Origin of the sequence: Roseateles saccharophilus (assembly GCF_004342485.1) — a bacterium.
GTDB classification, from domain to species: Bacteria; Pseudomonadota; Gammaproteobacteria; order Burkholderiales; family Burkholderiaceae_C; genus Pelomonas; species Pelomonas saccharophila.
Genome location: NZ_SMBU01000009.1, coordinates 69,875 through 94,797, shown reverse-complemented (window position 1 = coordinate 94,797; position 24,923 = coordinate 69,875). Strand labels below are relative to the sequence as shown.

27 protein-coding genes are annotated in these 24,923 nt (G+C 70.3%); 9 read left to right on the top strand and 18 right to left on the bottom strand.

Translation table 11 applies throughout. From position 1 onward, the window contains the following. From EV671_RS09965 to rpoH, 4 genes are all read left to right on the top strand, one after another. Window positions 1-2,562 (top strand): ABC transporter permease, encoded by a 2,562-nt coding sequence (locus EV671_RS09965; protein WP_132571159.1) that lies wholly within the window; start codon window positions 1-3, stop codon window positions 2,560-2,562. Then, a complete protein-coding gene (locus EV671_RS09960) occupies window positions 2,559-5,759 on the top strand; it encodes a PAS domain S-box protein (protein WP_132571158.1) in 3,201 nt (1,066 codons plus the stop codon). The genes EV671_RS09965 and EV671_RS09960 overlap by 4 nt, the downstream gene beginning before the upstream one ends. 31 nt (window positions 5,760-5,790) lie before the next feature. After that, entirely contained in the window at window positions 5,791-6,291 is a 501-nt protein-coding gene (locus EV671_RS09955) for a chemotaxis protein CheW (RefSeq protein ID WP_132571157.1), read from the top strand. 166 nt (window positions 6,292-6,457) lie between these two features. Next, on the top strand, window positions 6,458-7,375 hold the full coding sequence (gene rpoH, locus EV671_RS09950; protein WP_132571156.1) for an RNA polymerase sigma factor RpoH: 918 nt from the start codon (window positions 6,458-6,460) through the stop codon (window positions 7,373-7,375). Between the two features lie 133 nt (window positions 7,376-7,508). Here rpoH and EV671_RS09945 read toward each other — a convergent pair whose 3' ends face one another. From EV671_RS09945 to EV671_RS09925, 5 genes are read right to left on the bottom strand one after another with little or no spacing between them, the layout of a single operon-like run. Beyond that, complete coding sequence (locus EV671_RS09945; RefSeq protein ID WP_132571155.1) at window positions 7,509-8,105, bottom strand: SCO family protein; 597 nt, start codon at window positions 8,103-8,105, stop codon at window positions 7,509-7,511. Next, a complete protein-coding gene (gene cyoE / locus EV671_RS09940) occupies window positions 8,102-9,007 on the bottom strand; it encodes a heme o synthase (RefSeq protein WP_132571154.1) in 906 nt (301 codons plus the stop codon). Before cyoE ends, EV671_RS09945 begins: the two co-directional genes overlap by 4 nt. Before the next feature lie 2 nt (window positions 9,008-9,009). Continuing rightward, window positions 9,010-10,098, bottom strand: coding sequence for a COX15/CtaA family protein (locus tag EV671_RS09935; protein WP_132571153.1), 1,089 nt, complete (start codon window positions 10,096-10,098; stop codon window positions 9,010-9,012). Next, window positions 10,095-10,787: an SCO family protein gene (locus EV671_RS09930; protein ID WP_132571152.1), complete on the bottom strand. Its 693-nt coding sequence runs from the start codon at window positions 10,785-10,787 to the stop codon at window positions 10,095-10,097. Before EV671_RS09930 ends, EV671_RS09935 begins: the two co-directional genes overlap by 4 nt. Next, window positions 10,744-11,448, bottom strand: a complete 705-nt coding sequence (locus tag EV671_RS09925) for an SURF1 family protein (RefSeq protein ID WP_132571151.1) — start codon at window positions 11,446-11,448, stop codon at window positions 10,744-10,746. The genes EV671_RS09930 and EV671_RS09925 overlap by 44 nt, the downstream gene beginning before the upstream one ends. 30 nt (window positions 11,449-11,478) lie before the next feature. On the opposite strand from EV671_RS09925, the gene EV671_RS09920 reads away from it, so the two are divergent. Further along, window positions 11,479-11,697 (top strand): DUF2909 domain-containing protein, encoded by a 219-nt coding sequence (locus tag EV671_RS09920; RefSeq protein ID WP_132571150.1) that lies wholly within the window; start codon window positions 11,479-11,481, stop codon window positions 11,695-11,697. Between the two features lie 57 nt (window positions 11,698-11,754). Here EV671_RS09920 and EV671_RS09915 read toward each other — a convergent pair whose 3' ends face one another. The 7 genes from EV671_RS09915 to EV671_RS09890 all read right to left on the bottom strand — a co-directional run bounded on the left by EV671_RS09915 (window position 11,755) and on the right by EV671_RS09890 (window position 17,656). Beyond that, on the bottom strand, window positions 11,755-12,639 hold the full coding sequence (locus EV671_RS09915; RefSeq protein WP_132571149.1) for a cytochrome c oxidase subunit 3: 885 nt from the start codon (window positions 12,637-12,639) through the stop codon (window positions 11,755-11,757). A gap of 48 nt (window positions 12,640-12,687) precedes the next feature. Beyond that, window positions 12,688-12,930 (bottom strand): DUF2970 domain-containing protein, encoded by a 243-nt coding sequence (locus EV671_RS09910; RefSeq protein ID WP_132571148.1) that lies wholly within the window; start codon window positions 12,928-12,930, stop codon window positions 12,688-12,690. Further along, on the bottom strand, window positions 12,927-13,541 hold the full coding sequence (locus EV671_RS09905) for a cytochrome c oxidase assembly protein (protein WP_132571147.1): 615 nt from the start codon (window positions 13,539-13,541) through the stop codon (window positions 12,927-12,929). Before EV671_RS09905 ends, EV671_RS09910 begins: the two co-directional genes overlap by 4 nt. A 1-nt stretch (window position 13,542) precedes the next feature. Beyond that, on the bottom strand, window positions 13,543-13,656 hold the full coding sequence (locus EV671_RS27345) for a cytochrome oxidase small assembly protein (RefSeq protein WP_243655669.1): 114 nt from the start codon (window positions 13,654-13,656) through the stop codon (window positions 13,543-13,545). 10 nt (window positions 13,657-13,666) lie between these two features. Then, complete coding sequence (gene ctaD / locus EV671_RS09900; protein ID WP_132571146.1) at window positions 13,667-15,313, bottom strand: cytochrome c oxidase subunit I; 1,647 nt, start codon at window positions 15,311-15,313, stop codon at window positions 13,667-13,669. A gap of 27 nt (window positions 15,314-15,340) precedes the next feature. Further along, entirely contained in the window at window positions 15,341-16,531 is a 1,191-nt protein-coding gene (coxB, locus tag EV671_RS09895; protein ID WP_132571145.1) for a cytochrome c oxidase subunit II, read from the bottom strand. Between the two features lie 201 nt (window positions 16,532-16,732). Beyond that, on the bottom strand, window positions 16,733-17,656 hold the full coding sequence (locus EV671_RS09890) for a class I SAM-dependent methyltransferase (protein ID WP_132571144.1): 924 nt from the start codon (window positions 17,654-17,656) through the stop codon (window positions 16,733-16,735). A gap of 23 nt (window positions 17,657-17,679) precedes the next feature. Between EV671_RS09890 and EV671_RS09885 the strand changes: the two genes are divergently transcribed. Beyond that, window positions 17,680-18,435, top strand: coding sequence for a ComF family protein (locus EV671_RS09885; RefSeq protein WP_132571143.1), 756 nt, complete (start codon window positions 17,680-17,682; stop codon window positions 18,433-18,435). Window positions 18,436-18,456: 21 nt separating this feature from the next. After that, complete coding sequence (gene trmL, locus EV671_RS09880) at window positions 18,457-18,927, top strand: tRNA (uridine(34)/cytosine(34)/5-carboxymethylaminomethyluridine(34)-2'-O)-methyltransferase TrmL (protein ID WP_132571142.1); 471 nt, start codon at window positions 18,457-18,459, stop codon at window positions 18,925-18,927. Here trmL and EV671_RS09875 read toward each other — a convergent pair whose 3' ends face one another. The 4 genes from EV671_RS09875 to EV671_RS09860 form a co-directional block, all read right to left on the bottom strand. Continuing rightward, window positions 18,928-19,926 (bottom strand): NAD(P)H-dependent glycerol-3-phosphate dehydrogenase, encoded by a 999-nt coding sequence (locus EV671_RS09875; RefSeq protein WP_132571243.1) that lies wholly within the window; start codon window positions 19,924-19,926, stop codon window positions 18,928-18,930. A 76-nt stretch (window positions 19,927-20,002) separates the two neighbouring features. Further along, complete coding sequence (gene secB / locus EV671_RS09870; RefSeq protein WP_132571141.1) at window positions 20,003-20,485, bottom strand: protein-export chaperone SecB; 483 nt, start codon at window positions 20,483-20,485, stop codon at window positions 20,003-20,005. A 130-nt stretch (window positions 20,486-20,615) separates the two neighbouring features. Beyond that, window positions 20,616-20,876: a glutaredoxin 3 gene (gene grxC, locus EV671_RS09865; protein ID WP_132571140.1), complete on the bottom strand. Its 261-nt coding sequence runs from the start codon at window positions 20,874-20,876 to the stop codon at window positions 20,616-20,618. Between the two features lie 10 nt (window positions 20,877-20,886). Then, window positions 20,887-21,297 carry a rhodanese-like domain-containing protein gene (locus EV671_RS09860; protein ID WP_132571139.1) on the bottom strand — a complete coding sequence of 137 codons (411 nt, stop codon included), beginning with the start codon at window positions 21,295-21,297 and terminating at the stop codon, window positions 20,887-20,889. Window positions 21,298-21,384: 87 nt separating this feature from the next. On the opposite strand from EV671_RS09860, the gene gpmA reads away from it, so the two are divergent. Together gpmA and EV671_RS09850 are read left to right on the top strand one after the other, a co-directional pair. Continuing rightward, on the top strand, window positions 21,385-22,128 hold the full coding sequence (gene gpmA, locus EV671_RS09855) for a 2,3-diphosphoglycerate-dependent phosphoglycerate mutase (protein WP_132571138.1): 744 nt from the start codon (window positions 21,385-21,387) through the stop codon (window positions 22,126-22,128). 7 nt (window positions 22,129-22,135) lie between these two features. Further along, on the top strand, window positions 22,136-22,906 hold the full coding sequence (locus EV671_RS09850) for a hydroxypyruvate isomerase family protein (protein ID WP_243655668.1): 771 nt from the start codon (window positions 22,136-22,138) through the stop codon (window positions 22,904-22,906). Here EV671_RS09850 and EV671_RS09845 read toward each other — a convergent pair. Continuing rightward, window positions 22,887-23,621: a lysophospholipid acyltransferase family protein gene (locus EV671_RS09845; protein WP_132571136.1), complete on the bottom strand. Its 735-nt coding sequence runs from the start codon at window positions 23,619-23,621 to the stop codon at window positions 22,887-22,889. The genes EV671_RS09850 and EV671_RS09845 overlap by 20 nt on opposite strands. After that, window positions 23,618-24,922 (bottom strand): dihydroorotase, encoded by a 1,305-nt coding sequence (locus tag EV671_RS09840; RefSeq protein ID WP_132571135.1) that lies wholly within the window; start codon window positions 24,920-24,922, stop codon window positions 23,618-23,620. Before EV671_RS09840 ends, EV671_RS09845 begins: the two co-directional genes overlap by 4 nt. Window position 24,923 lies beyond the last annotated feature (1 nt).

Sequence of the window (24,923 nt, the reverse complement as noted above, 5' to 3'; positions counted from 1 at the left end):
ATGACGTCCCCAGCTGTTTCGCGTCCGCCCGCCACGTTGCTGATCGCTTGGCGCCAGCTGCTGCGGGACTGGCGGGCCGGCGAGCTGCGCCTGCTGATGCTGGCCGTGGCGCTGGCCGTCGCGGCGCTGTGCGCGGTGGCCTTCCTGTCCGACCGGCTCGACCAGGGCCTGCGGCGCGACGCGGCCCAGCTGCTGGGCGGCGACGCCGTCGTCGCCAGCGACCAGCCCACGCCCCAGCCCCTCGTCAGCCTCGCGGCCGAGCTGAAGCTGACCGGCGTGCGCAGCGCCACCTTCGCGAGCATGGCGCGAGCCGACGAGGCCCAAGGCGGCGAGAGCCGGCTCGTCGCGGTCAAGGCGGTCGGCAGCGGCTACCCGCTGCGCGGCCGGATCGCGCTGCGCGAGGCCCTGCCCGGCCGCGGCGGTGCGCCGGCACCGGGCGAGGCCTGGGTCGACGCGGCCGTGGCCGACGGCCTGGGCCTCAAGCTCGGCGATACGCTGCTGCTCGGCGATGCCCGCCTCAGGCTCGCCGCCCTCATAGCGACCGAACCCGACCGCGGCGCCGGCTTCATGAACTTCGCGCCGCGCGTCATGCTGTCCGAGAGTGATCTCGAAGCCACCCACCTCGTGCAGCCGGCCAGCCGCATCACCTATCGCCTGGCCCTGGTGCCCGGCCCCGGCGCGGCTCCCGACGCCGTGAAGAAGTTCGTCACCAGTGCCGAGCAGCTCGTCGGCGAGACGCAGCTGCGCGGCGTGCGCCTGGAGTCGCTGGAATCGGGCCGGCCCGAGATGCGCCAGACCCTGGACCGCGCGGCCCGCTTCCTGCGCCTCGTGGCGATGCTGTCGGCCCTGCTCGCCGCCGTCGCCGTGGGCCTGGCCGCGCGCGACTTCGCGGCCCGCCACCTGGACGATTGCGCGATGCTGCGCGTGCTGGGCCAGCCGCAGCGGCGCATCGCCTGGGCCTATGGCCTGGAGTTCCTGCTCGCGGGCCTAGCGGCCAGCGGGGCCGGCGTGCTGGGCGGCCTGGCCCTGCACCAAGTCTTCGTGTCGCTGCTGGCCGGCCTCATCGACGTGAGCCTGCCGCCGCCCAGCATCTGGCCGGCCCTGCTGGGCCTGGGCCTGGGGCTGTCGCTGCTGCTGGGCTTCGGCCTGCCGCCGGTGCTGCAACTGGCCGCTGTGCCGCCGCTGCGCGTGATCCGCCGCGACCTCGGCGCGCCCAAGGCCGGCTCCCTGCTGGTGCTGGGCGCGGGCGTCGCGGGTCTCGCGGCCATCCTCGTCGTACTGGCGGGCGACCTGAAGCTGGGCGCCATCGCGGCGGCCGGCTTTGCCGGCGCGGTGCTGCTGTTCGCGCTGCTGGCCTGGGCCGCCGTGTGGCTGCTGCGCCGCCTGGTGCCGGTCAATGTCAGCGGCGCTGGCCTGCCGCGCTGGCTGCTGCTGGCCACGCGCCAGGTCGCGGCGCGGCCGGGCTTTGCCGTCATGCAGGTGGCGTCGCTGGCCGTCGGCCTGCTGGCCCTGGCCCTGCTGGTGCTGCTGCGCACCGACCTCATCGACAGCTGGCGCCGCGCCACGCCGGCCGCGGCGCCGGACCGCTTCGTCATCAACATCCAGCCCGACCAGGGCGAGGACTTCCGCAAGGTGCTGAAGGATGCCGGCGTCGCGGGCTTCGACTGGTATCCGATGATCCGCGGCCGCCTCACCACCATCAACGGCGAGGCCGTACAGGCCGGGCGCTTCGCCGACGAGCGCGCCCAGCGCCTGGCCGAGCGCGAGTTCAACCTCAGCCATGCCGCCGACGTGCCCGCGCACAACCAGATCGTGGCCGGCCGCTGGGGCGGCGCAAGGCCAGGCGAAATGGGCCTGAGCGTCGAGGAAGGGCTGGCCAAGAACCTCGGCCTCAAGCTCGGCGACCAGCTGGCCTTCGACATCGGCGGCCAGCCGGTGCAGGGCCGCATCACCAGCCTGCGCAAGGTGGACTGGTCGTCGATGCGGGTCAACTTCTTCGTGCTGTTCGAGGCCGCCGCGCTGCCCGAGCTGCCGTCCACGCAGATCGCCGCCTACCGCACGCCGGCGGGAGCCAAGCTGGACCGCGAGCTGGCGCGGCGCTTCCCCAACCTGACCGTCATCGACGTGTCGGCCCAGCTCAACCAGGTGCAGGGCGTGCTGGACCAGGTCATCCAGGCCGTGCAGTTCCTGTTCGGCTTCACGCTGGCGACCGGCCTGGTCGTGCTGCTGGCGGCCGTGGGCAGCACGCGCGAGGCCCGCACGCGCGAGTTCGCGCTGATGCGGGCCTTGGGCGCGCCGTCCTCGCTGCTGGCCCGGGTGCAGCGCGCCGAACTGCTCGGCGTGGGCGCGCTGGCCGGCCTGCTGGCCGGCGGCGTGGCCCTGGTGCTGGCGGCGCTGCTGGCGCACTTCGTGTTCGAGTTCGACTGGCAGATCAAGCCCTGGGTGCCCCTGGTGGGCGCGGCCTGCGGCGCGCTGCTGGCCTGGAGCGCCGGCTGGTGGAGCCTGCGCGGCGTGCTGCAGCGGCCCGTCGTGCAGACGCTGCGGGAGGCGCAGGCGGAATGAAGCAGGCCAGCCCGGTGTCGGTCCGCGGCGTCGGTCGCTACCTGGTGCTGTCGGCGGGCATCACCCTCGTCTACTACCTGCTGGGCCGGCTCGGCCTGCTGATGGTGCTGCCGCCCTACCATGTGGCGCCCATCTACCCGGCCGCGGGCTGGGGCCTGGCGGTACTGCTGGTGCTGGGCCTGCGCCATCTGCCGGCCGTGGCCTTGGGCTCCGCCATCGTGCAGGCGACGGCGATGGCCGACATGGGCGCCAGCGCGCTGTTGCTGGCCGCCGGCATCGGCTGCGGCGCGGCGGCCCAGGCCGCCGCCGGCACGCTGCTGGTGCGGCGCTGGTGCGGCCGGCCACCGCTGCTCACCTCGCCGCGCGAGATCGGCGGCTACCTGGCCGCCGCGGCGCTGGCCGGCCTCGTCAGCCCGAGCTGCGCGACGCTGGTGTTGAAAACTCTGGGCGTCATCACGGCGGCGCAGATGCCCCTGGTCTGGACGATCTGGTGGACCGGCGACCTGATGGGCGTGCTCATCGCGACGCCGATCACGCTCGCGCTGATCGGCCAGCCCCGCTCGGCCTGGGCGCCGCGGCGCTTCAGCGTCGGGCTGCCGATGCTGCTGACGACGCTGCTCGTCGGCCTGGGCGTGGCCGTGACGGTCGACTGGGACCGCCAGCGCAATCGCGCCGACTTCGCCCGCGAAGCGAACGGCGCGGCCCAGGACCTGGCCGGCCGGCTGCGCGAGCCGCTGCTGGCGCTGGAAGGCGTGCATGGCCTCATCAAGGTCAAGCCGCTGCCCACACGCGAGGAGTTCGCCCGCGCGACGAGCGCCTTTCTGGGCGAAGACACCCCGCTGCTGGCCCTGGGGCTGACGCTGCGCGTGGCGCGCGCCGACGTCGACCGCTTCAACGCCGCGGCCGCGGCCGACAACTTTCCCGGCGGCTACCAGGCGCGCGACCGCAACCGCGCCGGCGACCTGCAGGTGCCGGCCGACGAGGACATGATGGCCATCCGCCTCATCGAGCCGCTGTCGCGCAACCTGGGCGCCCTGGGCATCAACGTCCGCACCATCCCCGGCGCGCGCGCGGCCATCGCCCAGGCCGCGGCCCTGGGGCGGCCGGTCGCGTCGGCGGGCTTCCAGCTGTCGCAGGACAAGGAGGGCGCGGTCGGCGTCGTCGTCTACCAGCCCCTGTACCGCCGCAATGCCGTGCCGGGCGAGCAGGCGCTGGACGGGGTGGTCTTCGCGACGTTGCGGCCTGACCTGCTGATGTCGCACCTGGCCGCCGGCTGGCCCGAGCAACTGGGCGTCTGCCTCGTCGACCTGGGCCCCGACGCCACCTACCGGCGCCTGGGCGGGCGGCCCGGCTGCGAGGCGGTGCAGCGTGGCGAAGGCGCCGACCTGCCCCTGGTCAAGATGCCGCTGGAGTTCGGCGGCCGGCACTGGGAGGTGCACGTCTACGACCTGCCGGGCCTCGTGCAGGAGCCTGGCCGCAGCTGGGCCTTTGCGCTGGTGGGCCTGATGTCCACCGCCATGGTCGGCGCGCTGCTGCTGCTGATGTCGGGCCGCACCCAGCATGTCGAGGCCCAGGTAAGGGAGCGCACAGCGGCGCTCGAGCGCGAGATCGGCAACCGCACGCTCGGCGAGCAGGCGCTGCGCCAGAGCGAGGAGCGCTTTCGCAGCATCTTCGAGACGGCGCCCATCGGCATCGCCTTCACCGACCTGAACGGCGGCTTCCAGGAAGTCAACAGCCACTTCTGCAAGCTGGTCGGCTACCCGGCCGAGTCGCTGATGGGGCGCCGCTCCATCGACGTGACCCACGAGGACGACCGCCGCGAGGACATCCGCCTGGCCAACCGCATGCTGCGCGGCGAGATCCCCTTCTACCGCCGCAACAAGCGCTATGTCCGGCCGGACGGCAGCATCGCCCACGCCCGTGTGCTCGTCAGCCTGCTGCGCGGCCCCGACGGCCGGCCGCACCGGCTCGTCGGCGTCGTCGAGGACATCACCGACCAGCTGCGCATGGAGGAGTTGGACCGCGCGCGCGAGGCGGCCGAGGCGGCCAACCAGGCCAAGAACGATTTCCTGTCGCGCATGAGCCATGAGCTGCGCACGCCGATGAACGCCATCCTCGGCTTCACGCAGCTGATGCAGATGGACGCGGCCGAGCCGCTCGCGCCCGCCCAGCGCGGCCGGGCCCAACAGATCGCCCAGGCCGGCTGGCACCTGCTGGAGATGATCAACGACACGCTGGACCTGTCACGCATCGAGGCCGGCTCGCTGCGCCTGGAGCCGGCCGTGCTGGAGCTGCCGCCGCTGCTGGCGCGCGCGCTGGCCCTGGTGCAGCACAGTGCGACCGAGCGCGGGCTGGCGCTCAGCCAGCGCATCGACCCGGGCGCCGTGCAGCTGCAGGGCGACCCGACGCGGGTCACGCAGATCCTGACCAACCTGCTCAGCAACGCCGTCAAGTACAACCGGCCCGGCGGCAGCATCAGCATCCAGGCCAGCGCGCCCGAGCCGGGCTGGGTGGAGGTCGCCGTGCGCGACACCGGCCTGGGCCTCAGCGAGGCGCAGCGCGCCGCCCTCTTTCAGCCCTTCAATCGCCTGGGCCGCGAGCACAGCGGCTTGCCGGGCACAGGCATCGGCCTGGTCATCAGCCTGCGCCTGGCCGAGATGATGGGCGGCAGCCTGCGCGCCGAGGCCCCGGCCCCCGGCCAGGGCCAGGGCGCCTGCTTCGTGCTGAGGCTGCCCGCCGCGGGCGCGGCCACGCCGGCCGCCCTTGAGGGCCGGCCCGACGAGCCGGCCGCCCCCCGGGCCGGTCCGCACCGGCGCCTGCTCTATATCGAGGACAACCCGCTGAACGCCGAGGTCATGCGCGGCATCCTCGAACAGCGCCCGGGCCTGGAGCTGGAAGTCGCGACGACGGTCGAGGCCGGTGTGCGTGCGCTGCGCGAGCGCCCGCCCGCCCTGCTGCTGCTGGACTGGCAGCTGCCCGACGGCGACGGCCAGACCGTGCTCGGCCGGCTGCGCGAGCTGGGCCACACGGCGCCGCCCGTCGTCGTCGTCTCGGCCAACGCCCAGCCGGAGCAGATCGCGCTGGCCCGCACGGCCGGCGCCCGCCACTACCTGACCAAGCCGCTGGACGTGCGCGAACTGCTGGCCCTGGTCGACGAATTGTTGGCGGGGCCGGCCGCCTCGGAGCGGGCAGAATGAGGCTTTCCTCCTTCCCCCCGCGCAGCGTCCGATGAGCTCCACCGACCTCGTTCCCAGCACCGGCGCCCAGGCCGTGCAGGCCCTGTCCCACACCGAAGGCCGCCAGTTCCTGACCTTCCGCATCAGCGAGGAGGAATACGGCCTGGACATCCTGCGCGTGCAGGAGATCCGCTCCTACGAGGCCCCTACACGGGTCGCCAACGCGCCGGCCTACATCAAGGGCGTGGTCAACCTGCGCGGCGTCATCGTGCCCATCCTGGACCTGCGGCTGCGCCTGGGGCAGGCGGGCGAATACAACGCCTTCACCGTCGTCATCGTGCTGAACGTGGCCGGCCGCGTGGTGGGCATCGTCGTCGACTCGGTGTCCGACGTGCTGGAACTGAGCGCTGACGAGATCAAGGCCCGCCCCGAGGTACCGGCGGCCATGGACGCCCGCTTCATCACCGGCCTGGGCAAGATCGGCGACCGCATGCTGATCCTGCTGGACATCGAAGCCATGATCAAAAGCCCCGATTTCGGCCTCGTCGACTGAAGACTCTGCCGGCCGGGAGGCCTGAAGTTAGCAGTCGCACACTGTTTCAACTGCAGAAACACTGCATTCCGGCGGCAGCCTCATCAGACTTAGCACTCGACAAAGCAGAGTGCTAATATTCCATCGCCGCCGCAATCCACGCGGCGGTTTCGAAGGATTCGACACGATGTCTGCCTCTTCCGCCATTGCCGTCCGCGACCCCTGGGCCCTGGTGCCCTCGCTGGGCAATCTGGACGCCTACATCTCTGCCGTCAACCGCCTGCCGTTGCTGACGGCCGAGGAGGAAAGCTCGGCCGCGCGCCGCCTGCGCGAGCACGGCGACCTTGAAGCCGCCGGCCGCATGGTGCTGTCGCATCTGCGCCTGGTGGTGTCCATCTCGCGCCAGTACGTCGGCTACGGCCTGCCCCAGGGCGACCTGATCCAGGAAGGCAATGTCGGCCTGATGAAGGCCGTCAAGCGCTTCGACCCGGACCAGGGCGTGCGCCTGGTCAGCTATGCGATGCACTGGATCAAGGCCGAGATCCACGAGTACATCCTGAAGAACTGGCGCATGGTCAAGGTCGCGACGACCAAGGCCCAGCGCAAGCTGTTCTTCAACCTGCGCTCGATGAAGCACCAGCTCAAGGCCGGCCAGGACGATGCCGCCACGCACCGCAACACGCTGACCGAGGCCGAGGTCGCCCATGTGGCCCGCGAGCTGAACGTGAAGCGCGAGGAAGTGCTGGAGATGGAGACCCGCATGTCGGGCGGCGACGTGGCCCTGGAGCCGCAGACCGACGACGACGGCGAGAGCTTCGCCCCCATTGCCTACCTGGCCGACGACAGTCATGAGCCGACCCGCGTCATCGAGGCCCGCTCGCGCGACGCGCTCGCCGGCGACGGCATCCAGCGCGCCCTCGAAGTGCTGGACCCGCGCAGCCGCCGCATCGTCGAGGAGCGCTGGCTGAAGGTGAACGACGACACCTCGGGCGGCATGACACTGCACGAGCTGGCAGCCGAGTACGGCGTGTCGGCCGAGCGCATCCGCCAGATCGAGGTGGCCGCGATGAAGAAGATGAAGAAGGCCCTGACCGAAACAGCCTGAGATTCGGCCTGCTTCCAGCACAAAGCCCCGGCACGCCGGGGCTTTGTTCATCCAGCGGCACCCAAGGATCCGGCTCCGCCGGTCCTTCGGGTGCGCCCCCTTGAGGGGGCCGGCGAAGCCGGTAGGGGGTGGGCTATTTCCCGGCCAGCAGCAGCTTGATGTCGTCGGCCAGTGGCTGGGCGCCGGCGCCGTAGCGGGCGTAGACACGCACGCGGCCCTCGGTGTCGAAGATGAAGCTCGCGGCCGTGTGGTCCATCGTGTAGGTCTCGGGCGTCTTGCCCGGCACCTTGGCGAAGAAGACCTTGAACTCCTTCGCCGCGGCCTGGGTCTGTTCCTCGCTGCCGCGCAGGCCGACGAAGCTGGGGTCGAAGCTCGCGAGATAGGCCTTCAGCAGCGCGGCCGTGTCGCGCTCGGGGTCGATGGTGACGAAGATGCCCTGCACCTTGTCGCCGTCGGCGCCCAGGCTGCGCTTGACCTCGGCCACCTCGGCCATCGTCGTCGGGCAGACGTCGGGGCACTGGGTGTAGCCGAAGAAGACCACCAGCACCTTGCCCTTGAAATCCGCCAGCGACCGCGCTCGGCCGTCCTGGTCGGTCAGGTTCAGGCCGCGGGCGTATTCGGCGCCGGTCAGATCGATGCCCTTGAAGGCGGGCCGGTCGGGGTCGGCCTTCTGGCAGCCGGCGAGGGCGAGCGCGGCCAGCGCGGCAAGGGCGAAACGGCGAGTGCTCATGGCAGGTAATGGTCGATCAGCAAGGCTGCGAAGAGCAGCGACAGATGCCAGATGGAGAACCAGAAGGTCCGCCGCGCGAGCATCTCCGAATACGAGCGCCAGAGGCGAAAGGCATAGCCGCAGAAGCCCAGGCCCAGCGCGACCGCGCAAACCAGGTAGAACCAGCCGCTCATGCCGGTCAGGAAGGGCAGCAGCGTGGCCGCGAACAGCACCCAGGTATAGAGCAGGATCTGCAGCCGCGTGTAGTCGCTGCCGTGGGTGACGGGCAGCATGGGCAGGCCGGCGCGGGCGTAGTCCTCGGCGCGGTACAGGGCCAGCGCCCAGAAGTGCGGCGGCGTCCACAGGAAGATGATCAGGCAGAGCAGCCAGGGCTCGGGGCCGAGGTCGCCGCGCAGCGCGGCCCAGCCCAGCACGGGCGGCATCGCGCCCGAGGCGCCGCCGATGACGATGTTCTGCGGTGTCATCGGCTTCAGGATGACGGTGTAGATGACCGCATAGCCGACGAAGGTGGCGAAGGTCAGCCACATCGTCAGCAGGTTCACATAAACGCCCAGGACGGCCATGCCGATGCTGCACAGCAGGGCCGAGAAGGCCAGGGTCTGGGTGCGGCTCAGCTCGCCCTTGGCGGTGGCGCGCCAGGCCGTGCGCTTCATGCGGGCGTCGATGCCGTCCTCGATGAGGCAGTTGAAGGCGGCCGCCGCGCCGGCGACCAGCCAGATGCCGGCTACCGCCACGAGCATGGTCAGGGCTTGGCTAGCCGACGGCAGGCCGGGCACGGCCAGGGCCATGCCGATGGCGGCGCAGAAGACGATGAGCTGGACGACGCGCGGCTTGGTCAGCTGGTAGAACTGCTGCCAGCGCGGGCTGTGCACCAGGGCACTGGCGGTGGACGTGGAAGCCATGGTCAGGGCTGCGCCTTCGAGAGGCGCGCAAGCAAGGTGATGAGCAGGGCCAGCAGCACGGCGGCACCGCCGGTGTGGGCCAGGGCGGCGGCGATGGGCCAATCGAGCACGACATTGGACAGGCCTGTGGCCAGCTGCCAGCCGGCGGCAGCCAGCAGCCAACGCGACCAGGCCGGCGCATGCCGGCGCAACGCGAGGACCATGGCGATGACGGCCGCGAAGACAAGGGCCGCGCCGATGCGATGGGCCATGTGGATGGCCGCCAGCGCCTCGAAGCCGAGGTAGCCGCCGTCGGCTCGCTGGCCGAGTTCACGCCAGAGCTGGAAGCCCTGGGCGAAGTCCAGATGTGGCCACCACTGGCCGCCGTGGCAGCTGGGGAACTCGTCGCAGGCCAGCACCGCGTAGTTGGTGCTGACCCAGCCGCCGAGCGCCACCTGGGCGAGAACCAGCAGCAGCAGGCCGGCGACGGCGCCGCGCAGCCACGCCGGCGCGGCCAGCGGGCGTGGCTCGTAGCCCTCGCGCTGCCAGGCCATCAGCATCAGCAGGCCGATGGCCAGCAGCAGATGACCCGTGACGATGATCGGGAAGAGCTTCATCGTGACGGTGAGCCGCCCGAACGCGCCGACCACGCAGACCCAGGCCAGCGAGGCCGTCGGCCACCACGGCGAGGGTGCGGCCTCGCCATCCTGGCGCTTCAGGCGCCAGCTCAACACGGCCAGCGTGAGGATGAGCAGGCCCACGGCGCTGGCGAGGTAGCGGTGCAGCATCTCGATCCAGGCCTTGGTGTGCGTGACCGGGCCGGTAGGCATGGCCGCCTGCGCCGCCTCGATATGCCCATGCGCGCCGACCGGGCTGGCGGCGCTGTAGCAGCCGGGCCAGTCCGGGCAGCCCAGGCCGGAGTCGGTCAGGCGCGTGAACGCGCCGAAGACGATGAGGTCGAAGGTCAGGAACAGGGCCAGCAGCGTCAGCGCCCGCAGCCGGGCGGTGGGCGTGCCCGCGCGCGAGCGCTGGCGCCACCAGATCAGCGGACCCAGCGCGACCGCGCCACCGATGGCGGCGACCTGGCCCAGCGGCAACAACAACTCGTTCATCGGCCGGCCTGGTCCCAGCCCGCACTCGCGCGCAGCAACCTGTCGAGGTCGGCCTTGAACTTCTTGGGCTCGGGCTCGCCCGGCGCGCGCAGCATCCAGCGCCCCATCGGGTCGACGACATAGAAATGGTCGGCCAGGGTCTTGCCCGCGGCCGGCTTGAGCCAGGCGGCCAGGCGCTCGCGAGGCACGCGCAGCACGGTCACCTCGGCGCCCTTCTGCGACAGCGCGGCCAGCAGTTCGGCGCGTGGCTGGGCGTCGTCCGGGATGAGCCAGAGCTTGTCGACGCGGTCGCGCTCCTTGCCCAGCATCTCGCGCAACTGGCGCTGCACATAGAACTGGCGTTCACAGGCGGCATCGCAGGCCGCGGGCTGCACGACCGCCAGCAACCACTGGCCGCGCAGCGACTCGGCCGCGACGGCATGGCCCTGCAGGTCGCTCAGCGGCAGGTCGGCCGGCATCTCGACGGCCGGTGTGATCAGCTCGCCATAGGCCGAGCCGTGCGGCTTGATGACGTAGAAGGTGAAGTAGGAGCCGACGACCGGCGCCGCGCACAGCGCCAGCACCAGCAGCATCTTCCAGCGGCCGGCGCGCTGCCGGGTGGCGACGCGCGGGTCGGGCAGGCTGTGCACCGCGAAGCTCAGCGGTTCAGGACTTGTGGAGCCGGGGGCGGATGAGTTGGAACCAGACATAGAGACCGACGATCAGCGCGCAGAGCGCGAACCATTGAAAGGCGTAGCCATAGTGCTTTTGCAGACCTAGGTCGGGCGCCGGCCAGTGGCGCAGCAAGCCGTCGTCGGCGCCGGCTGGCGCGGTCTGCACGACGGTGAGCGGCAGCAGCACGAGGCCGGATTCGACGGCGAAGGCCGCAGCATCGAGATTTTGCCGGATCGGCCCGGCCGAGCCGGTGCCGAGCTCGAAAAGCCGCGACGGCGAGGCGGCCAGGCGGCCCTGCACCTCGACCTCTTCCGTCGGCGTGGCCAGCGGCGGCAACCGGGTGCGTTCGACAGGATCGCGCGGCGCCCAGCCGCGCTGCACGAGGATGGCCTCGCTGCGCCCGGCCAGGCGCAGCGGCGTCACGACGAAGAAGCCGGCGCGGGCGTCCATCGACCGGTTGTCGAGCCAGACGCTGCGCTCGGCGACCCAGTTGCCCCGCAGCACGACGCGCCGGTGCAACTGCCGGTCGCTGCCGAGTTCCGCATTGCCGAGGGCCGGGCGAGCAGCCTCGGCCTCGTCGGCGACCTGCAACGCATTCTTCTGCGCGGCACGGTCCAGCTGCCAGATGCCCAGCCGCGCGGTCAGCGCGGCGCCCAGCAGCGCCGCCGCCAGAACCAGCCAGCCACGGCGCGTCATGCGACAACCCCGAGCGGATAATTTGCGGTCATGAAATTCGTGATCTTGATCGCCTTCATCGGCATCCTCGGCGCGCTGGCGGCAGCGGGCTTCTTCATGCTGCGCAACGGCAGCCGCAGCGGGCGCGGCCCGAATATGGCGCGGGCGCTGGCGGTGCGGGTCGGCGTGTCGGTGGCGCTGTTCCTGATCATCCTGCTGTGCTGGAAGCTGGGCTGGATCCACCCGACCGGCCTGCCGTTGAAGTCCTGAAGCGGCAACGAAAAAGCGCCGCGACTGCGGCGCTTTGTTATTGCGGGGCGGGTCGCGTCACAACCAGTAGACGATGACGTAGAGGCCGAGCCAGACGACGTCGACGAAGTGCCAGTACCAAGCCGCGCCCTCGAAGCCGAAGTGGCGCTCGGGCGTGAAGTGCCCCTTCATCAGGCGGATGGTGATGAACAGCAGCATCAGCGCGCCCACGCAGACGTGGAAGCCGTGGAAGCCGGTCAGCATGAAGAAGGTCGAGCCGTAGACGCCGGAGCTGAGCTTGAGGTTGAGCTCCGTGTAGGCATGGTGGTATTCGAAGGCCTGGAAGCCGAGGAAGGTCGCGCCCAGCAGCACCGTGAGCCACATGAAGGCGATGGTGCGGGCGCGGTTGCCGGCGATCAGCGCATGGTGGGCGATGGTCAGCGTGACGCCCGAGGTCAGCAGCAGCGCGGTGTTCAGCGTCGGGATGGGCCAGGGGCCCATCGTGCTGAAGGCCTCGACCGTGCCGGCCGGCGCACCGGTGAAACCGGGCGCGGAACTGGGCCAGATGGCCTTGAAGTCGGGCCACAGCAGCGCGTTCTCGATGCTGCCCAGCGACGGCACGGAGAACACGCGGGCCCAGTACAGAGCGCCGAAGAAGGCGGCGAAGAACATCACCTCCGAGAAGATGAACCAGCCCATGCTCCAGCGGAAGGAGAGGTCGATGCGGTCGCTGTAGAGGCCGCCCTCGCTCTCGCCGATGGCCTGGCGGAACCACTGCTGCAGCACGAATGCCCACAGCGCCAGGCCGCCGAACAGCGAGTACATGCCCCAGTGGTGGTCGTTGACCCACTGGCCGGCGCCCAGGATGACGAAGAACAGGCCGATCGCGGCCATCACCGGATGCCGGGAGGGCGCCGGGACGAAGTAGTACGGGGCCTTGCCCGAGGTGGTCGCTGCCGACATGTCGTTCTCCTAGTTCTCGCTCGTTCTGACTGATCTGCGCCGGGGCGCTCAGGACCCGGCCACGCCGCTGCCGATGACCCAGCGGACCAGCAGCACCAGCATCAACACAAACAGGGCTGCGCCGAGCAGGCCCGCAATCACCACATGCACCGGGTTGAGCCTGGCCATGTCTTTCTCATGGTCCCGGCCCCGGCGCACGCCGAAAAAACTCCAGGCCACGGCCGAGATCGTCTGTGCCAGCGAGGCCTTGCGGTTCACGGCGTCCTTCAGATCCTGGCCCGGCTCGTTCACAGTGCGGCTCCCGCGCCCCGTGGAGCCTCGCCCAGCTTGACCCCGCCCTTGCCGGCCACCTCGAAGAAGGTGTAGGACAACGTGATGGTCTTCACGTCCTTGGGCAGCTTGGGGTCGATGACGAAGACGACCGGCCACTGCTTGCTTTCGCCCGGCTTCAACGTGTATTCGTTGAAGCAGAAGCATTCGAGCTTGTTGAAATGCGCCGCTGCCTGCATGGGCGCATAGCTCGGGATGGCCTGGGCAGCCATCGTGCGGTCCTGCACGTTCTTGAACTCGTACATGACCTGGGTCAGTTCGCCCGGATGCACGGTCAGGTGGCGCACGGCGGGCTTGAAGTCCCAGGGGCCGCGCGCATTGGTGTCGAACTCGACCGTGATGCTGCGGCTGTAGTCGATCTGGCCGTTGCCGTTGGCCTCGCCCTTCTCGGCCAGCAGGGTCTGCTTCTCCGCCAGCGACAGCACGTTGATGCCGAGCGCATTGCAGATGGCCTTGTAGAGCGGAACCATCGCATAACCGAAGCCGAACATCAGCGCCGCCACCACCGCCAGCTTGACGAAGAGGTGGCGGTTGTCGCGATGCAGGGCGGCGGCGAAGGAGCGGAACGGCATGTCAGTGGTGGGCGAACAGCGTCATCTTCACCATGAAGCCGATGCCGAAGGCGAAGGCCACGGTGAACAGGATCAACGCCAGTCGGCGGTTGGCCTTGCGCTGCTCGGGTGTCATTGCGCAGTCCTCAGCCGACGATCTTGGTGGCCGAAGCGTTCAGCTTGGGCGGCTCCTCGAAGGTGTGGAAGGGCGCCGGCGACGGCACTTCCCATTCCAGGCCTTCGGCGGCTTCCCAAGGCTTCTGCGGGGCCTTCTCACCCTTGCCGCGCATCATCGGCACGACGACAGCCAGGAAGAAGTAGACCTGCATGAAGCCGAAGCCGAAGGCACCGATGGACGCCACCATGTTGAAGTCGGCGAACTGCATCGGGTAGTCGGCATAGCGACGCGGCATGCCGGCCAGGCCGAGAAAGTGCATCGGGAAGAAGGTCAGGTTGAAGAAGATCAGCGAGCCCCAGAAGTGGATCTTGCCGCGCGTCTCCGAATACATCACGCCGGTCCACTTCGGACCCCAGTAGTAGACGCCGGCGAACAGCGCGAACAGCGAGCCGGCCACCAGCACGTAGTGGAAGTGGGCGACGACGTAGTAGGTGTCCTGGATCTGGATGTCGATCGGCGCCATCGCGCAGATCAGGCCGGTGAAGCCGCCCATCGTGAACACGAAGATGAAGCCCACGGCCCACAGCATCGGCGTCTCGAAGGTCATCGAGCCGCGCCACATCGTCGCCAGCCAGTTGAAGATCTTCACGCCGGTGGGCACCGCGATCAGCATGGTCGCGTACATGAAGAAGAGCTGGCCCGTCACCGGCATGCCGGTGGCGAACATGTGGTGGGCCCAGACGATGAAGGACAGGATGGCGATGGAGGCCGTCGCGTAGACCATCGACGCATAGCCGAACAGGCGCTTGCGGGCGAAGGCCGGCACGATCTGGCTGATGATGCCGAAGGCCGGCAGGATCATGATGTAGACCTCGGGGTGGCCGAAGAACCAGAAGATGTGCTGGTACATCACCGGGTCGCCGCCGCCCGCCGGATTGAAGAAGCTGGTGCCGAAATGGCGATCGGTCAGCGTCATCGTGATGGCGCCGGCCAGCACGGGCATGACCGCGATTAGCAGATAGGCCGTGATCAGCCAGGTCCAGGCGAACATCGGCATCTTCATCAGCGTCATGCCGGGGGCGCGCATGTTGAGGATGGTCACGATGATGTTGATCGAGCCCATGATGGACGAGGCGCCCATGATGTGCATCGCGAAGATGCCGGCGTCCATCGACGGGCCCATCTGCAGCGTCAGCGGCGCGTACAGCGTCCAGCCCGCTGCGGGCGCGCCGCCGGGCATGAAGAAGCTCGCCACCAGCATGATGGCCGCCGGGATCAGCAGCCAGAAGCTGAAGTTGTTCATCCGCGCGAAGGCCATGTCGCTGGCGCCGATCTGCAGCGGGATCATCCAGTTCGCGAAGCCGACGAAGGCCGGCATGATCGCGCCGAACACCATGATCAGACCGTGCATGGTCGTGAACTGGTTGAAGAGTTCGGGGTTGAAGAACTGCAGGCCGGGCTGGAACAGCTCGGCACGGATGCACAAGGCCAGGATGCCGCCGATCATCAGCATCGTGAAGCTGAACAGCAGGTAGAGCGTGCCGATGTCCTTGTGGTTGGTCGCGAACACCCAGCGGCGCCAGCCGGTGGGTGCGTGGTGGTCATGATGGTCGTCGTGGGCGTGGTCGCCGTCATGGCCACCATGAACGCCGTGGGGGGGGAGAACTGCACTCATGTGATTTCCTCTGATTCGGCGTTCGGTTTACTTGCGGGCGGCGACGACTTCGGACGGCTGCACCGTCTGGCCCGTCTTGTTGGACCAGCTGTTCTTCGTGTAGGTCACGACGGCGGCGATCTCGGTGTCGCTGAGCTGCTTCCAGGAGGGCATGCCCTTGTCCATGCGGCCGCTCAGCACGACGGCGACCTGGGCCAGCTTGTCCTCGGCGGTCACGACGGGCGAGGCGTCGAGCGGCTTGATCGGACCGGCGCCCTTGCCGTCGGGCTTGTGGCAGACGGCGCAGTTGTTGGCATAGACCTTCTCGCCGCGGGCGATCAGCGCGGCCTGCTCCCAGACCTTGCTCGGGTCATCGGCCTTGGCGGCCATTTCCTTCTTCTTGCCGTCGACCCACTTGGTGTAGTCCTCGGCGGACACCACCTTGACGTGGATGGGCATGTAGGCGTGCTCCTTGCCGCAGAGCTCGGCGCACTGGCCATAGTAGTCGCCGACCTTCTCGGCACGGAACCAGGTGTCCCGCACGAAGCCGGGGATGGCATCCTGCTTCACGCCGAAGGCCGGGATCATCCAGGAGTGGATGACGTCGTTGGCCGTCGTGATGATGCGGACCTTCTTGTCCACGGGCACGACGACGGGGTTGTCCACCTTCAGCAGGTAGTTGTCGACCTTTTCGGGATGGCCGGAGTTGGACTGTTCGCGCTGCTCGGCGTCCAGCGTCGCCAGGAAGCCGATGCCCTCGCCCTCGCCCTTCAGGTAGTCGTAGCCCCATTTCCACTGGTAGCCGGTGGCTTTGATAGTCAGGTCGGCATTGGTCGTGTCCTTCATCGCGACGACGACCTTGGTGGCCGGCAGGGCCATGCCGATGACGATCAGGAAGGGCACGACGGTCCAGGCGATCTCGACCGCCACGCTCTCGTGGAAGTTGGCCGACACCGCGCCCTTGGACTTGCGATGCTTGAAGATGGAATAGAACATCACGCCGAACACGGCGATGAAGATCGCCAGGCAGATGATCAGCATGAAGTTGTGCAGCCAGATCTGATCCGCCGCGATGCGCGTCACCGGCTCGGGCAGGTTGAGCTGATTGACGCCAGGGCCGCCCTTGAGATCGTTCACCGCGAGGGCCGAACCCGTAGCCAGGGCCGCCGTCGCCGCCACGGCGGCCCGCTGGGCCCAGCCGCGTGAGGCGCTATGCACTCGTGCGTTCATCATCGTCATGGTTGTCGTCACTTGGTTCTTTGAGGAGCGGGGCTTGCAATCCGCCAGAAAGGCCGAATTTGACGCCGCTCAAGGGGCGACCTCGGGTTTTGCCCTAGGCTTGCTTCGCGGCCCGAAAGTTTAGCCCAGCGATCCCATGGCCCTGGCCCGGGCCAGCCCCTCGGAATCACCTAGGACGGCGCTCCGCCGCAGGCCGCGGACTCAGGCTCCGGGCCGTGCCTTGCGCAGTTGCGCGCGCATCGCGTCCACCGACACTTCGGTCTGCGCCGCCACCGTCAACCGCGGCGCGGCCTTGAAGGCATGGCCGTAGACCAGTTCCACCGTCAGCGCCAGCCGGCCGTCGGCATCGCGCAGCGTCTCCAGTTCGGCCAGCAACTGCTGCCGCCAGACACCGCCGCGCAGGCCGGCGAAGCGCGCCGGCGCCAGATTGCCACCCAATGCGCGCAGGTCGGCCAGCAAGGCCTGGGGGCTGGCCCAGGTCAGCGTCAGCCGTTCCTGGTCCATGACCGGATCGGCAAAGCCGGCCTTCAGCACCAGGTCACCGACGTCGTGCATGTCCCACCAGTCCGGCGCCGGCCGGCCCCAGCCACGGCGGGTGTAGAGCGGACGCAACTCGCGGAAGCTGTCCGGCCCCAGACAGGAAAACATGACGAAGCCGCCCACCGCCAGGCTGGCCTGCCAGCCGGCCAGCAGGGCCGGAAGGTCGGCGCCGGCGTGCAGCGCCATGTTGGACCAGAGCAGTTCGACCTCTGGCCGGGCCGGCAGCGCATCGACACGGCCGGACGACGCGCCGCGCAGCTTCTGCCACCAGCCCTGGGGCCGGGCCCGGGCGGCACGCTCGGCCAGCGCCGGATCGGCCTCGTGCCACAGCATCTCGGCGCCGGGATAGGCCTGGCGCAGCAGCTCCGCGCTCGCGCCCAGGGCGGGCGCGGCGTCCAATACGCGCGCGGGCTGCAGCTTGATGAAGGGCAGGCGCTCGGCCATGCGTCGCGCGACCTCGGCGTGCAGCCAGGGCGGCTCGGCCGCGGCGGCCAGGCGCCGCGCCTGATGGCGCGACGCGGCGGGGTCGATGTCCTGGGGGCGCGACCCCTTGTTTGAACTAGGGGTCGATACCGGCTCACTCATGGGCCGGTCAGTATATTGAGCCGATGCCCGAACGCTCCCTGGCGGCCGCCAAGCCCGCACTGGTCGAGAAGGTGCTGATGCGCTGCACCGGGCAGTGCTCGGTCTGCCGCAGCTGGAGCCACCGGACCATCTGCGAAAGCTGCCTCGGCCTCTACGCCCGCCCCCAGCCGCGCTGCTGGACCTGCGCGGCCCGGCTGCCGCCCGAGCTGATGGGTCGCCCGCAGCCGCAGTGCGGGCGCTGCCTGACCGAGCCGCCGCCACTGGACCGCGCGGTGGCCGCGCTGGACTACCGCTTCCCCTGGGACGGCCTGCTGCAGCACTTCAAATACCACCAGGCCCTGGACCTGCGCGAGAGCCTGCTGGAGCGACTGAACTCGGCGCTGAACGCGGCGGAGGTCGTCGAGCCCGACTGGCTGCTGCCCGTGCCCCTGTCCCCCGGGCGGCTGCGCGAGCGCGGCTACAACCAGTCGCATGAGCTGGCCAAGGCGCTGGCAAGGCGGCGCGGCCTGCGCTGCGAGCCCGAGATGCTGCTGCGCGTACGCCAAAACGCCGCCCAGGCCGGCCTCAAGCTGGAAGCCCGCGCCGCCAATGTGCGCGGCGTCTTCGCCGTCGAACCGCTGCGCGCCGGCGTGCTGCGCGGCAGCAACGTGGCCCTGCTGGACGACGTGATGACCAGCGGCGCCACGCTGTTCGAGCTGGCCCGCGTGCTGCTGCAGGCCGGCGTGATGAGCGTGCAGGCCTGGGTCATCGCGCGCACGCCGGCGCCGGACGAGGATTGAGCCGCGGGGACAATCCCGCCCATGTTCCAGATCGTCCTTGTCCACCCCGAAATCCCGCCCAACACGGGTAATGTGATCCGGCTCGCGGCCAACACCGGCTGCGCCCTGCACCTGATCGAGCCGCTGGGCTTCTCGATGGAGGACCGGCTGCTGCAGCGCGCCGGCCTGGACTATCACGAGTACGCCCGCGTGCAGCGCCATGCCGACTGGGCCGCCTTCCTCGCCGCCGAATCGCCCGACCCGGCACGCATGTTCGCGTTCACGACGCGCGGCAGCCGCCCTTTCGGCGAGGTGGCCTGGCAGGCGGGCGACTGGCTGGTCTTCGGCAGCGAGACGGCCGGCCTGCCACCGGCATTGCGCGACGGTTTCGCGGCACAGCAGCGCGTGCGCCTGCCGATGCGCGAGGGCCAGCGCAGCCTCAACCTCAGCAATGCGGTCGCCGTGGCCGTGTTCGAGGCCTGGCGGCAGAACGGCTACGCCGGCAGCGTCTGACTACTCGGCGCGCGCGTCGCGGCTCATCAGCCGCTCGACCGCCTCGCCGGCGCGCAGCCGGCCGTCCAGCAGCGCCACCATAGCCTCGGTGATCGGCATCTCGACGCCGGCGCCGCGGGCGCGCGCCAGCACGGTCGGCGCGCTGTAGACACCCTCGGCCACATGGCCGAGCTGGGCGAGGATCTCCGGCACGCCCAGGCCCTGGGCCAGCAGCAGGCCGACGCGGCGGTTGCGCGACAGGTCGCCGGTGGCCGTCAGCACGAGGTCGCCCAGGCCCGACAGGCCCATGAAGGTCTCGGCCTTCGCGCCCAGGGCCAGGCCCAGGCGCAGCATCTCGGCCAGGCCGCGCGTAATCAGCGCGGCGCGCGCATTCAAGCCGGGCGCATCGGGCGCCGAGCCGCTGAGGCCGTCGCAGACGCCGACGGCGATGGCCATCACGTTCTTCACCGCGCCGCCGACCTCGACGCCCACCGGGTCGCTGGAGGTGTAGACGCGCAGCCGCTCGCCGTGGAAGGCCTCGACGGCCGCGCGGGCCAGGCCGGCGTCCTCGCTGGCCGCGACCAGGGCCGTCGGCCGGCCGGCGGCGACCTCCTGCGCGAAGCTCGGGCCGGACAGCACACCCACCCGCATCGCGGGCTGCAGCTCGCGCGCGATCTCGTGGCCGAGACGGCCCGTGCCGGCCTCGAAGCCCTTGCACAGCCACAGCACGCGCTGCGTCGGCGGCAGGGCGGCGAGCGTCTCGCGCAGGCCGGACATCGGTGTCGCGACGATGCTCAGGCCGTTGGCTGCGTGGGCGATGGCGGCGTCGCGATCGGCCGTCAGAGCCAGCGCCGCGGGCAGTTCGCTGTCGGGCAGATAGGCCGTGTTGCGGCGGGTCGCGCGCATCGCGTCGACGGCCGCGACGTCCCGCCCCCACAGGCTCACGTCATGGCCGGCATGGGCGGCCTGCACTGCCAGCGCCGTGCCCCAGGCCCCGGCGCCGAGCACGCTGATCTTCATCGTCGTCATGCGGAGAAGTGTCCCCCAAAGCAAACGCCCCGCTCGAGGCGGGGCGTCGTTGCCGAGGCGAGTCGCTTCAGTTGACGGCCTGGCCGCCCTGGGCCGCGCGCTGGGCCTGCTGGGCCTCGAACATGGCCTGGAAGTTCACCTCGGTCAGCAGCACGGGCGGGAAGCCGGCGCGGGTGCAGACGTCGGACACGATGGCGCGCAGATAGGGGTAGACCATCTGCGGGCAGACGATGCCGAGGATGCCCTCGACCTGGTCCTGCGGCACATTGCGGATCTCGAAGATGCCGGCCTGCTTGGCCTCGACCAGGAACAGCGTCTTGTCGCCGACCTTGGTGTTGACCGTCGCGGTCACGCAGACCTCGTAGATGCCGTCGGTGACGCTCTCGGCCGACAGGGTCAGGTTGATGTCGACCTGGGGCTGCTGCTGCTCGAGCAGGATCTGCGGCGCATTGGGCTGCTCCAGCGACAGATCCTTCAGGTACATGCGCTGGATCTGGAACACGGGCGTGCCGCTGTCGGCGGTTTGGGCGGTTTGGAGCTCGTCGGCCATGGGGCAGTTCTTTCAAACAAGAAGCCCGCGAGCGGCTTGCTGCGGGCGGCGGCGCATTATCTGCGCTCGGCCGTGACAGCCCGGTGGGGCTTGCCCGGCCTTGAAATCGGGGCGGTCGCCCGAAGCGTGCTCAGGCGGCCTGCAGCAGCGGCATCAGGCCGCCCTTCTGGTCCAGCGCGACGAGGTCGTCGCAGCCGCCGACATGGGTGTCGCCGATGAAGATCTGCGGCACGGTGCGGCGGCCGGTCCGGCTCATCATCGCCGCACGCTCGGCCGGGTCCAGATCGACACGCACCTCGTCGATCTGCTCGACGCCGCGCTGCTTCAGCAGTGCCTTGGCGCGCACGCAGTAGGGGCAGACCAGGGTCGTGTACATCTTGACGGTCGCCATCGTCGTCCCCTCAGGCGGTCTTCTCGACCGGCAGGCTGGCTTCGCGCCAGGCCTTCAGGCCACCGGCCAGCGCCTGGGCCTTCTCGTAGCCCAGCTTGCGCAGCATGCCCGCGGCACGGCCGGCGCGCGCGCCCGACGGGCACACCAGCACCAGCGGCAGGGCCTTGTTGGACGGCAGCGACTTGTGGCCCTCGATCTGGCCGAAGGGGATGTTGCGCGCACCGGCCGCATGGGCCTTGGCGAACTCCTCGGGCTCGCTGACATCGATCAACACGCCCTTCTCGCGATTGATGAGCTGCACCGCCTCGGCGGTGCTGATGGCCGAGCCCTGCGAGCCCGACACCAGCAGGGGCCACAGCAGCATGCCGCCGGAGACAAGGGCGGCGACGACCAAATACCAGTTCTGGAGCAGGAAGTTCAAGCAAGCATCCCGTGAGATTCAACGAAGCCGGTGATTATCGCCGCGTCCGATAATCCCCCGCCTTCCACCACCTGTGCGCCCTGCCCCATGTACAAGCTCGTCCTCATCCGCCACGGCGAATCGACCTGGAACCTGGAAAACCGCTTCACCGGCTGGACCGATGTGGACCTGACGCCCACCGGCGTCGAGCAGGCCAAGACGGCCGGCCGGCTGCTGAAAGAAGCCGGCTACGACTTCGACATCGCCTACACCTCGGTCCTGAAGCGCGCCGTCTGGACGCTGTGGCACTGCCTGGACCAGATGGACCGCACCTGGCTGCCGGTGCGACACGCCTGGCGCCTGAACGAGCGCCACTACGGCGCGCTGCAGGGCCTGAACAAGGCCGACATGGCCAAGCAGTATGGCGACGAGCAGGTGCTGATCTGGCGCCGCAGCTACGACACGCCGCCGCCGGCGCTCGAAGCGACCGACCCGCGCAGCGAACGCAGCGACCGCCGCTACCGCGGCCTGGACGAGGCCGACGTGCCGCTGACCGAATGCCTGAAGGACACCGTCGCCCGCGTGCTGCCGTTCTGGAACGACACCGTCGCGCCGGCCATCAAGGGCGGCGAGCGCGTGCTGATCGCCGCGCACGGCAACAGCATCCGTGCGCTGGTGAAGTACCTCGACAACATCGCGGACTCGGCAATAGTCGGCGTCAACATCCCCAACGGCATCCCGCTCGTCTATGAGCTGGACGCCGACCTCAAGCCCATCAAGAGCTACTACCTCGGCGACGCCGAGGCCGCAGCCAAGGCCGCCGCCGCGGTGGCCGCCCAGGGCAAGGCCTGAGCGCCCGTTGATCCCGGCCCGCTTCGCCGCCAATCTCGACTGGCTCTACCCGGAGCTGGCCTATCTCGACCGCGTCGACGCGGCACGGGCGGACGGCTTCCAGGCCGTCGAGATGCTGCAGCCGCATCTGCAGGACGAAGCGGCCCTGGCCGAGCGGCTGGCGGGCCTGCGCGTCGCCCTCATCAATGCGCCGGCCGGCGACTGGGCCGCGGGCGAGCGCGGCCTGATGGCCCTGCCTGGCCGCGAGGCCGAGTTCCGCGCGGCGGCGTTGCGCGGCATGGCGCTGGCAGCGCGCCTGGGTGCGCCGCGCCTGCACCTGATGTCGGGCCTGGCCGACGACGGCCCCGAGACCCGCGCGGCCTGGCTGGCCAACCTGGCCTGGGCCGCGAACCAGGCGCCCGCGGGCCTGGTGCTGACCGTCGAGCCCATCAACCGCCGCGACATGCCCGGCTATTTCCTGCACCGCCAGGCCCAGGCACTGGCCCTGCTCGCCACGCTGGCCTCGCCGCGCGTGCTGCTGCAGCTCGACCTCTACCACTGCCGCGTCACGGAAGGCGGCGAATCCTTGAGCCACCTGGCGCGCACGCTGGACCTCGGCCTGCTCGGCCATGTGCAGGTCGCGGGCGTGGATGGCCGGCACGAGCCCGGCGCGCAGGAGTATTCGGCCGAGCTGGCGCTGCTGGGCGCGCGCGGCTGGCCGGGCGCCGTCGGCCTCGAATACCGGCCGCGCGGCAGCACCTCGACCGGCCTGTCCTGGCTCAGCCCAGCCTCAGGCTGATCGTCTCGCGCAGGGAGTCGCCCAGCGCGCGCCGGTCCCGGCCATCGGGCGTCACCGTCGACAGGATCTGCAGGTCTATGCCCAGGCCCCGCGCCGACGCGATGCGCCAAAGGCTCTGCGCCAGCGTCGTGTCGCCGATGAACTGCGCCGCGCTGCTGAAGCGCTCGCCCGGCTCGTGCCAGCGCAGCACGACCGGCAGCACCGGCGCCTCGGTGGACACCGCGGCCTGCAGCAGGTTGGCGTGAAAGGGCAGCAGCGCGGGGCCGGCGCCGGTCGTGCCCTCGGGGAAGACGGCCACGCAGTCGCCCGCCCGCAGGGCCGCCGCCGTCTGGTGCACGACCCGCAGCGCGTCACGCTTGCTGCTGCGCTCGATGAACAGCGTGCCAGCCCCCTCGACCAGAGCGCCGACCAGCGGCCAGTGCCTCACGTCGGACTTGGACACGAAGCGCGCCTGCGGCAGCACGGCATGCACGGCCGCGATGTCCAGCCAGGAGACGTGGTTGGCCACCAGCAGATGGCCGTCCGGCAGGGCCGCGCCCGCGGCCTTCAACTCGATGCCGAGGATGGCCAACGTCTTCAGCGACCACCACTGGATGAGCTGGTGCTTCTCGGCCGCCGTCAGCAGCTCGAAGCGGCGCCTGACGAGCCAGAGGCCATGCAGCACATGGGGCACCAGGCGCAAGAGGCGCCAGCTGGCGACCAGCGCCTGCTTCATTCAGCCTCGTAGGCGATATGCCCGGCGACCAGCGTCGTGCGCACGCGCGCCGGCAGCTCGAAGCCGCTGCGCGAGAACTCGAAGGGCGTGTGCTTGCCCTGGCTGGCCAGCAGTTCCGGCGTGACGGCCCAGCTGGCACCGGCGTCGAACACGCAGACGTCGGCGACACCGCCCTCCACCAGGCGGCCGGCGCTGGCCGACAGCGAGCCCAGCGCGGCGCCCAGCACCCGCACCGGCTCGGCGGTGACGACGGCCAGCGCGCGCGCCAGCGGCAGCTCGGCATCGCGAGCCCAGCGCAGCGCCAGACTCAGCAGCAGCTCCAGGCCGGTCGCGCCCGGCGTGGCCTCGGCGAAGGGCACGGCCTTCTCGTCGACGGTGACGGGCATATGGTCGGACACCAGCGCGTCGATGGCGCCATCGGCCAGGCCGGCGCGCAGCGCGTCGCGGTCGCGGCCCTGGCGCAGCGGCGGCGTCAGCCGCATCGCAGAATCGAAGTAGCCGATGTCGACGTCACTGAGGTGCAGGGAGTTGATAGACACGTCGGCCGTGACCGGCAGGCCATCGCGCTTGGCCGCACGCACCAGCTCCACGCCGGCGGCGCTGGAGAGGCGGCAGATGTGCACGCGCGCGCCGGTGGCGCGCACCAGCTCGAAGATGGTGTGCAGTGCAATCGTCTCGGCCGCGGCCGGCACGCCGGACAGGCCCAGTCGCGTCGCGACCGAACCGCTGGCCGCCACGCCGCCGCCGAGCCAGGCGTCCTGCGGGCGCAGCCAGACGGTGTAGCCATAGGTGGCGGCGTACTGCAGCGCGCGGCTGAGCACGACGGTGTCCTTGATCGCCACCTCGGCCTGCGAGAAGCCGATGCAGCCGGCCTCGGTCAGCTCGGCCATCTCGGTCAGCGCCTTGCCTTCGAGGTTGCGGGTCAACGCGCCGAGCGGGAAGAGCCGGCAGCGGCTCAGCTTGCGAGCGCGGAACTTCAGCATCTCGACGAGGCCGGGCTCGTCCAGCACCGGGTCGGTGTCGGGCGGGCAGACCAGGCTGGTCACGCCGCCGGCTGCCGCCGCGGCGAGCTCGCTCTCCAGCAGCCCTTCGTGCTCGTGGCCGGGCTCGCGCAGCCGCGCGCAGAGGTCGACGAGGCCGGGGGCAACGACGAGGCCGGTGGCATCGACGGTGCGCTCCGCGGCGAACTCGCCGACATCGCCGAGCTTGACGATGCGGCCGTTGGCGACGGCGAGATCGCCGATGCGGTCAAGATTGGATGCCGGGTCGATCAGCCGGCCGCCTTTGATCAGGATCTTCATG